The sequence below is a fragment of the Deltaproteobacteria bacterium genome, from assembly GCA_022340465.1.
Classification (GTDB): domain Bacteria; phylum Desulfobacterota; class Desulfobacteria; order Desulfobacterales; family B30-G6; genus JAJDNW01.
The window spans coordinates 1-8,636 of the sequence record JAJDNW010000121.1; the positions used below are offsets into that span (position 1 = coordinate 1).

Annotated in this window: 10 protein-coding genes and 1 pseudogene; 4 read left to right on the plus strand and 7 right to left on the minus strand. The window is 56.7% G+C overall.

Annotation, left to right across the window (positions count from 1 at the left end):
• Window positions 1-11: 11 nt before the first annotated feature.
• The 4 genes and pseudogenes from LJE94_16585 to nhaD all read right to left on the minus strand — a co-directional run bounded on the left by LJE94_16585 (window position 12) and on the right by nhaD (window position 2,360).
• A complete protein-coding gene (locus LJE94_16585; protein ID MCG6911720.1) occupies window positions 12-215 on the minus strand; it encodes a hypothetical protein in 204 nt (67 codons plus the stop codon).
• A 254-nt stretch (window positions 216-469) separates the two neighbouring features.
• Window positions 470-1,000 carry an O-acetyl-ADP-ribose deacetylase gene (locus LJE94_16590; protein ID MCG6911721.1) on the minus strand — a complete coding sequence of 177 codons (531 nt, stop codon included), beginning with the start codon at window positions 998-1,000 and terminating at the stop codon, window positions 470-472.
• Window positions 1,001-1,237: 237 nt separating this feature from the next.
• A complete protein-coding gene (locus LJE94_16595) occupies window positions 1,238-1,732 on the minus strand; it encodes a zinc ribbon domain-containing protein (protein ID MCG6911722.1) in 495 nt (164 codons plus the stop codon).
• A gap of 260 nt (window positions 1,733-1,992) precedes the next feature.
• A pseudogene (gene nhaD, locus LJE94_16600) lies at window positions 1,993-2,360 on the minus strand (sodium:proton antiporter NhaD).
• A gap of 198 nt (window positions 2,361-2,558) precedes the next feature.
• Here nhaD and ndk point away from each other — a divergent pair.
• The 4 genes from ndk (at window position 2,559) to LJE94_16620 (ending at window position 6,027) form a co-directional block, all read left to right on the plus strand.
• Entirely contained in the window at window positions 2,559-2,975 is a 417-nt protein-coding gene (ndk, locus tag LJE94_16605) for a nucleoside-diphosphate kinase (GenBank protein ID MCG6911723.1), read from the plus strand.
• Between the two features lie 180 nt (window positions 2,976-3,155).
• Window positions 3,156-3,977, plus strand: coding sequence for an RNA methyltransferase (locus LJE94_16610; protein MCG6911724.1), 822 nt, complete (start codon window positions 3,156-3,158; stop codon window positions 3,975-3,977).
• A gap of 100 nt (window positions 3,978-4,077) precedes the next feature.
• Window positions 4,078-5,163, plus strand: coding sequence for a 3-isopropylmalate dehydrogenase (gene leuB, locus LJE94_16615; GenBank protein MCG6911725.1), 1,086 nt, complete (start codon window positions 4,078-4,080; stop codon window positions 5,161-5,163).
• A 24-nt stretch (window positions 5,164-5,187) separates the two neighbouring features.
• Window positions 5,188-6,027 carry a fumarylacetoacetate hydrolase family protein gene (locus tag LJE94_16620; protein MCG6911726.1) on the plus strand — a complete coding sequence of 280 codons (840 nt, stop codon included), beginning with the start codon at window positions 5,188-5,190 and terminating at the stop codon, window positions 6,025-6,027.
• 263 nt (window positions 6,028-6,290) lie between these two features.
• Here LJE94_16620 and LJE94_16625 read toward each other — a convergent pair whose 3' ends face one another.
• From LJE94_16625 to LJE94_16635, 3 genes are all read right to left on the minus strand, one after another.
• Window positions 6,291-6,815 carry a 3-isopropylmalate dehydratase small subunit gene (locus LJE94_16625; protein MCG6911727.1) on the minus strand — a complete coding sequence of 175 codons (525 nt, stop codon included), beginning with the start codon at window positions 6,813-6,815 and terminating at the stop codon, window positions 6,291-6,293.
• A 207-nt stretch (window positions 6,816-7,022) separates the two neighbouring features.
• Window positions 7,023-8,309 carry a 3-isopropylmalate dehydratase large subunit gene (locus LJE94_16630; protein MCG6911728.1) on the minus strand — a complete coding sequence of 429 codons (1,287 nt, stop codon included), beginning with the start codon at window positions 8,307-8,309 and terminating at the stop codon, window positions 7,023-7,025.
• A 152-nt stretch (window positions 8,310-8,461) separates the two neighbouring features.
• Window positions 8,462-8,636 (minus strand): hypothetical protein (locus tag LJE94_16635; protein MCG6911729.1); only part of this gene is annotated, 175 nt, incomplete at its 5' end.

An 8,636-nucleotide genomic window follows, 5' to 3' on the forward strand; every position in this document is an offset into this window, starting at 1 on the left:
TTTAACCGGTATCAGGTCGAGCAGCAGCTGCCTTCCGTGCTGCAACTCGAGCAGGCACCTGCGCCGAAATCGACGCCGCAGTCGAGCTTGAACCCGTACATCGAGAAATCCACCTTGATTGGTTTCACCTTCTCGAGAAACGCTTTGTCTACAATGTATTTATACCCTTCGACTTCGTAAACTTCATCCGTATCTTTTGGCTTGTCCAAAGCCATAGCAAGGCCCGGGCCGCCTCACCCGCCTTCATTCAGGAAAATCCGGATCGGCGAGACTTCCTTTCCCTTGAAATATTCCGCAATCTGTTCGGTTGCCGCCGCTGTTACCTCGACCATAATATCCTCCTTAGGTGTATTGTATGCTTGTCCGAAATTTTTTTCTGTGGATCATATACTGCAGGAAAACCTATTCACGGGAACAGGGTTTGTCAACTCAAAAGGCCAAAATATGCCTTGGGTTTCATTATGTTCGGCTATGCCGACAGGTGTCTCTGAAATTGGCGGAGGTATTCATCGTAGACGGGTTTTGAAAACAGCACGAAGTAAATTTCTTCTATCCCACTGTTATTGATAATAAAATCATACGATGCTTTCAGGGCGATTGCGGCCGCCAGGTCGACGGGATACCCGTAAACCCCACAGCTGATGGCCGGGAAGGCGACGGACGCCAGGTGGTGCCGTAGGGCGATCTCGAGGCAGTTGCGGTAACAGTTTCGCAGCACCCGGCCGTCGGCTGCGGAACCGCTGTAGACCGGCCCGACCGTGTGGATCACGTGCCGCGCCGGCAGATGGTATCCCCGGGTTATTCTGGCTTCGCCCGGCGGGCAGCCGCCTATTTCCCGGCACTCGGCCAACAGTTCCGGCCCCGCGGCTCTGTGAATGGCGCCGTCCACCCCTCCGCCCCCTAAAAGCGTGCTGTTGGCCGCATTGACGATGGCATCCACATCGAGCCTGGTGATGTCGTCCTGCAGGATGCTGAATTTAGACAATATGTTTCCGCCCATGGCGAATCCTGTGCGTGTTGTTTGCACTTCGTGCGTCACTTGGCCTTCGGCCGTTATTTACCCTTCGGGTGTGAGTTACGCTTCGCGTGAGATTTATTGTCGCTTTTAGCAGAAAGCGATTAACGACAATGAATTGCAGCGAAGCAAATTACGGCAAAGCCAAATTATCATCAATACCGCGCGTTAGCGCACGTATTAGCCGGAGGCCTAATGACAGCGAAGCGAATGAAGACCGTGTTACAGATCGTAGAGCGTTTCGTCACGCGTCGGTTCGGGCCTTTTGACGGCGGCACCCCTGCCGCCGGCGTTCGCTGCGACAAAGGGGTCTTCACTTTCCAAAAGGTCGCCCATTTCAGCCTCCACCTGTTCGGGGTCTTCCCCTTTTTCCATGCGTTCCAGCGCTTCGCTCATGCCGGGCCCCAGCTTCAAACCGGTCATATCGGTCAATTTGCGCATGAGATTGGCGGCCTGGCGGGGGTCGTCCTCATCGATGTGGTCGACCTCCCGGGACAGAACGTCCATGGCTTTTTCCATCCGGCTTTCGTCTATGGGCAGGTCGTCCATGTCGCCGCCTTCCGTTGCCTTTCCGGTAAAGGCGAACATGGAAACCTGGCGGGTCAGTTTTCTCTTGCCGCATCGGGGGCAAAGCGGCCGTTTTTTGGTATCGACGGTTTTGGAAAAGAAATTGAAAATCGTGTTGCAGTCTTGGCAGAAAAATTCGTAGATCGGCATCGTCCCATTCATCCTTCTACGGGGGTTTCAGGTTGAAGCCCTGCTTGGGGGCGCATTCCCCGCCGTTTCCCGGAGGGCGGCCCGCGCCTCCGAAAAACGGCGGGATCAAAAGGATGTCGCCATTATATTACGGACCTATAACCAATAACAAGGTAAAAGCCTGCCGGCCGGGGCGGTATTATTCCCCGGCAATCGTTGTGCCTTGTTTTGGGTTATAGATTCGTTATATTTTTACAGCGGTCACTTGTCAACGCCGGCTCTCAAAACATGCTCGCGTTGACGATCATGTGGCAGGCGATGCCGGCCAGGTAGCCCAGGATGATGACCGGCGTCCACTTCAAGTGAAAGCCGAAGGTATAGGTCCCGCGGGCGGCCCCCATCAGGGCGACGCCGGCGGCCGAACCCACGGCCAGGATGCTGCCGCCGGTCCCGGCTGTCAGGTCGCCAGCAGCCACTGGCCGACGGGCATGGGCGGGTCCATGGTCAACACGGCGAACATCACCGGGATGTTGTCGATAATGGCCGGAAGCACGGCCACCATCGTATTGGCCAGCGTGGCTCCCAGAACCGTGTAGAGGTAGTTGGAAAGCAGCCCCAGGTAGCCGAACTGCGACAGCCCGCCGCAAATTTTATCAGCGTGCCGCGTATTGGTTTTCATGCTTTCCGGAAATGGGAAAAGGGGACGTATATTAAGGCCGGTTGTCGATGCCAAATAAAACGTGGTTCGGGCCAGATTCTTCTGGACAGTCCGTGAAAGTTTGTGCTAGATCGCGCACGACCATTAATTAAACTTAGGTTAAAATATGTTTGAAAAGGAGACAATATCATGGAGAGATCGCTATCCATCATCAAGCCCGACGGCGTCAAACGCGGTTTGATCGGCGAGGTGGTAAAACGGTTGGAGGCAAACGGCATTAAGATCGTGGCCATGAAAATGGTTTACATGACGAAAGCGCAGGCAAAGGGATTCTACGCCGTGCATAGGGAACGCCCCTTTTTCGGCAGCCTGACGGATTTCATGTCTTCCGGTCCGGCGGTAGTCATGGTGCTGGAGGGCGAGGATGTGATTGCACGCTACCGCAAGCTGATGGGCGCCACCAATTTCAAGGAAGCGGAAGAGGGCACCATCCGCAGGGATTTTGCCACGGACATAGAAAAGAACGTCGTGCACGGCTCGGATGCACCGGAGACCGCGGCATTCGAAATCGGCTATTTTTTCAACAGCTTCGAAATCGTGTCATAAAAAGGGAAAATTTTTCATCACGAAAGCACGAAAAGCTTGAGGATAATGGTCAAATGCCCGCAACCTAAGCTTAAAGAAGACCTTGGGTCTTTTCGTGGTTTGTCTCTTTCGTGATTGATTTATTCGAAGGGCTTTTTCATATCTGACATCGGGAGAAGCGATCTGCGTCCTATTGAGTTCATGTCGGCGGTAAATCTGGAAAATATCCACATCGTGCTCCAGCGTCCGCGGTATCCGGAAAATATCGGGTCTGCGGCCAGGGCCATGTGCAATATGGGTCTGCGGCGCATGTCGGTCGTTTCGCCGGAAAATTACGACCTGGAACGAATCGGAAAGCTGGCGACGCACGTGGCCTCCGGGATCGTGGACAGGATCCGGCTTTATGACGATTTGGCGACGGCGCTGCAGTCCTTCCAATTCGTGGTCGGAACGACGGCGCGCATGGGAAAACAGCGGCAGGTGGTGCACTCCCCCGAGAATCTGGCCCGCCAACTGGTGTCCATATCGCAGCACAACCGGGTTGCCATCCTGTTCGGCCCCGAAGACCGGGGGCTGTCCAACGAGGACTTGCGATTTTGTCATGCCCTGGCGAACATTCCGACGGCAGACTTTTCTTCCCTCAATCTGGCCCAGGCGGTCATGATCGTCTGCTATGCCCTGCACACCGCAACCTTGGAGCAAAAGGCGGCCTTCGTTCCCAAATTGGCCAGCCGCCATCAGCTGGACGGCATGTACGCGCAGCTGCGCGAGATGCTCGTGCGCATCAGTTATATCAATCCCGACAACCCGGATTATTTCATGGACAACCTCAGGCGCTTTTTGACGCGCATGCAGCTGAGGGCGCGGGAGGTCAGCATTGTTCGGGGGATCTGCCGGCAGATGGATTGGTATGCCGGAAAGTGCTATAAGGACGGTTACGCGGAGGGCGGCCGGCAGGAGGAGCGGAAGGACGAAGCCGGGACCGGGTGTAACGGAAGGGATTTATTGGCACGAAAGAAATAAACCCCACAGCTGCAACGCTGGGGTAAAGAGCGAAAACACGGGACACAGGATCGCAAGTCTGCGCCTTTTGGATTTCGTGTTTTAAATCAAGGTGGCTGAAATGAAAAAAATTGCCATATTGCCGGGCGACGGCATCGGCCCCGAAGTGATGCGGGAAGCGGTAAGGGTTCTGGACGCCGTTAAAAAAACCCATGGCGTCGAACTGACATATCACCACGCCGATGTCGGCGGCTGTGCGATCGACAAACACGGCTCGGCGCTGCCGGCGGAAACCCTCGCTTTGTGTGAAAGCAGCGACGCCGTCCTGTTCGGGTCGGTGGGCGGGCCAAAGTGGGAGAAGCTTCCCCCGGAACGGCAACCCGAGCGGGCGGCGCTGTTGAAATTGAGGGAGCATTTCGGGCTGTACTGTAATTTGAGGCCGGCCAGGATTTTCAAGGCCCTGGCGGCGCACAGCCCCCTGCATCCGGACATCGTCGGCGACGGTTTCGACATCCTGTGCGTGAGGGAGCTTACCGGCGGGATCTATTTCGGTGCACCGAAGGGACGCGAAGGGAGCGGCGCCGGGGAAAAGGCTTTCGACACCATGGTATACACGCGGGCGGAAATCGAAAGGATTGCCCATTGGGCGTTTGCCATGGCCCGCAACCGCAGGCAACGGGTGACGTCCATCGACAAGGCCAATGTCCTGTCAACCATGGTTTTATGGCGTGAAGTGGTGAACGAGGTCGCCCGGGAATACGGAGAGGTGGCTCTGAACCACATGTACATCGACAACGCCACCATGCAGCTGATCCGGGACCCGCATCAGTTCGACGTCCTCTTGTGCGGCAATATGTTCGGCGACATCATATCCGACGAATGCGCCATGATTACGGGCTCCATGGGTCTGCTGCCGTCCGCCAGCATCAATGGGGACGGCTTCGGCCTGTACGAACCGGCAGGGGGGTCGGCCCCCGATATTGCCGGCATGGGGATTGCCGACCCGGTGGCGCAGATCCTGTCGGCGGCCATGATGCTGCGGTACAGTTTAGACCATCCTCTGGCTGCCGATGCAATCGAACGGGCCGTGGGGGCGGTGCTGGAAGCGGGCGTGCTCACCCGTGACCTGTCCGGAGATGCGGACAAGGCGGTGTCTACAGCGGAGATGGGGGATGCCGTGGCGGCGGAAATCATTGCATCGGGGTGAAACATAAGCATAAAGGAGCGGAAGATGCGTATCATCAGGTTTGGTGAAAAAGGCAAAGAGAAGCCGGGGTTGATGCGGAACGGGCGCATTGTGGACTTGAGAAGCCACCATCCCGACATCCCCGATGTGAACCGAACGTTTTTCGAAAAAGGGTGGTTGGACAGGGTCGCGGCCGTGGAAGACCGGGGCAGGGAGATGACGGTGCGCCTGGGAAGCCCGGTGGCGGATCCGTCCAAAATCATCTGCGTTGGCAAGAACTATGCCGAGCACGCCCGTGAAGGCGGGTTCGAAAAGCCGGAAGCACCGGTGCTGTTTTCGAAGGCGTCCAGCGCCTTAAATGGACCGAACGACCCCATTTACATGCCCCGCAGCAGCCATCAGGTGGATTGGGAAGTGGAGGTGGCGGTGGTCGTCGGCAAAAAGGCCAAAAGGATTGCCGAAGCGGATGCCGGCGACTACATCGCCGGCTTGACCGTCATGAACGATGTGTCCGGCAGGGATGCCCAGTTTTCCGACGGTCAGTGGTTCCGGGGGAAATCCTTCGACACCTTCGCGCCGCTGGGACCGGCCCTGGTCACACTGGATGAAATCGGCGATCCGGACGAACTGGAACTGAAGGCGATGGTGGACGGAAACGTGATGCAGCAGGGGAACACGCGCGATCTGATTTTTTCCATTCCCTTCCTCATGGCTTACATCAGCCGGGACATCACCCTCCTGCCCGGGGATATCATCTCCACCGGCACCCCTTCGGGGGTGGGTATCTTCAGGGATCCCCCCGTCGTGCTGCACCCTGGAAACGTCGTGGAGTGCCGGGTTGCGGGGATCGGCAGCATCGCCAACGAGGTGGTCGCGGGGGCGTGAAAGCGGTTTGAGGTCGGAAGGGGGAGGTAGCGTTTTTTTATTTGTCTCTCGCCCGCTTCACTCGAGCCCGCAGAGAAATTACATATAATGCTGGCATGCTATGATGCTGGAAGGCTGGGAGGCTGATTATCGAATAGCAGCATTATAGCATTCATGCTTCCGAGCGTCCAAGCTTTCCAACCTCATAGTATTGAGGTGAGAAATAACCTGACCGCAGGCGACCGCAGACACAGACCTTTGGATTCCAAGGCTCACCCGCCCCCTCAATAATTGGCATCCGCGTAATTCACCCACCCGCCGGCGTCGACAAGTTCCCTGTCAAACCCGGAAATGGTAAAGGGCACGACTTCCCGCAGGTCGTCCGCAATGAACTCGAAACACCCCCGGGTAAGATCGGTTTCAACCCTGGTTTCGAGCCCGGCGAAGGTCTTGAACAACCGGTCGATGACCGCCTTTTCCACCTCGACTGCCAGCATGCCGCAGTTGTACATGTTCTGCCTGAAGATGCGGGCAAAGCTTTCGGCGATTACCAGGTTGATGCCGTTGGCTTCCAGGGCCCAGGGGGCGTGTTCCCTGGACGAGCCGCACCCGAAATTGGACCGCGTGACGATCACCCCGCACGCTTTCACATCGACTAAAGGGTCGAACTCCTCCAGGTTGAGGTCCTCCAGGAGATAAGGGGCGAGGGCCTCCTTGGTGTTTTCGGTCAGGTATTTGGCCGGGATGATCTCATCGGTGTTGATGTCATCCCGGTCCAGAAACAGCACGTTTCCACTGAAATCTTTCATGATCTTTCCTTCTCAATAGTATAACCACAAAGTCGCCAAGCACCCCGAGCAGTTTTCAGCTAAAGGCAAGAGGTTCTTTTCTCTTCCCCGTGAGGGACAATATTTTCCTTTGTGGCCTTTGTGCCTTGAGCGTGGCGGGTGGTTAGAGCAGCTAAAAAAGACCTTGAGCCACAAACGCACAAAGGACACGAAGTAGAAATATTCTTTTCAGCCGCCGAACAGCGCCGAGTTGGTGATATGCCCCGCAATGGCCGTGGCGGCTGCCGTGGCCGGGCTCATCAGGTGGATGGTTCCCCCCTTGCCCATGCGGCCGTTGAAGTTGCGGTTGGTCGTGGCGGCACAAATTTCGCCTTCCGCCAATACGCCGTTGCTCATTCCCAGGCAGGCCCCGCACGTCGGGTTGGTGACGCAGAAGCCGGCATCCATGAAAACCTTGATGAGCCCCTCGTCCAGGGCCTGCTGGAAAACATGCGGTGTGGCCGGCGAGACGATGGCCCTGACATGATCGTCTATGGTTCTGCCCTGCAGCACGCCGGCGGCCACGCGCAAATCTTCGATCCTGCCGTTGGTGCATGAGCCTATGTAGACCTGGTCGACCCTCTGACCCTCCATGTCGGCAACCGGGACGACATTGTCGGGTTTGTAGCCGTACGTGGTCTGCGGCGCCAGGTCGGACACATCGATTTCCACCACCTTTTCGTAGCCGGCATCGGGGTCGGACGCAAGGGATCGGAAGGCATTCAGGGCCTCGTCCCTGTCTGCATATTCGTTTTCGATGAAGGGCCACAGAAAATCGAGGGTGGTTTTGTCCGGCAGGCAGATGCCGCTGGTACCGCCGGCCTCGATGGCCATGTTGCACAGGGTCATCCTGGCGGACATGTCCATCCGTTCCACCACCGGCCCGCCGAATTCCACCACCCGCCCCGTGGCTCCGTTGACGCCGATGGTTCCGATGACGGCCAGAATCACGTCTTTGGCATAGACCCCTTCCCGCAGCCTGCCGCCGATTTCAATTTTGACGGTTTCGGGATAGTGGAAGGCGCAGACGCCCTTCAATATGCCCACTTCCAGATCGGTGGTGCCCACGCCGGCGGCGAAGGCGCCGAAGGCCCCGTGGGTGCAGGTGTGGGAATCTCCCATGATCACGGTATAGCCCGGCCTGACGAATCCCTTTTCCGGAAAGAGGGCATGGCACACGCCGTTGCGCCCGATGTCGAAGAAGTCAGGGATCCGGTTGCGCCGGGCCCACTCGCGCAGTATTTTTCCCTGCATGGCTGTTTTTGAATCCTTGGCCGGCGAGACATGATCGATGACCACCTTGATCCTGTCCGGATCGAAAACGCGGTCTTTGCCCCTTTTCACCAGGTCATTGATGGCGATGGGGGTGGTGATTTCATGGCAGAACACCGCGTCGAGCCGTATTATCCGGATGTCGCCGGACGGGTTGTCCACTTCGTGGGCGTCGAATATTTTTTCGGCAATGGTTTTTCCCATGATCATTTATCCTTTGGTGTCATTCACGCTTCGCGTGTTATTTGCACTTCGTGCGTCATTAGGCCTGCGCGGGGATGACGGAAAAAACAACACGATGGCTCAATTATTTAAGAGCGACGCAGTCGCGTTTCATAAAATCGTGGCACACGATTTTATTCGGTATCCGACTTCAAAACGGACAAAAAGGCCGACTGGGGAATCATGACCTTGCCCACCATTTTCATGCGCTTTTTACCCTTTTTCTGTTTCTCGAGCAGTTTGCGCTTGCGCGTGATGTCGCCCCCGTAGCACTTGGCGGTAACGTCCTTTCTGAAGGGAGAGACCGTT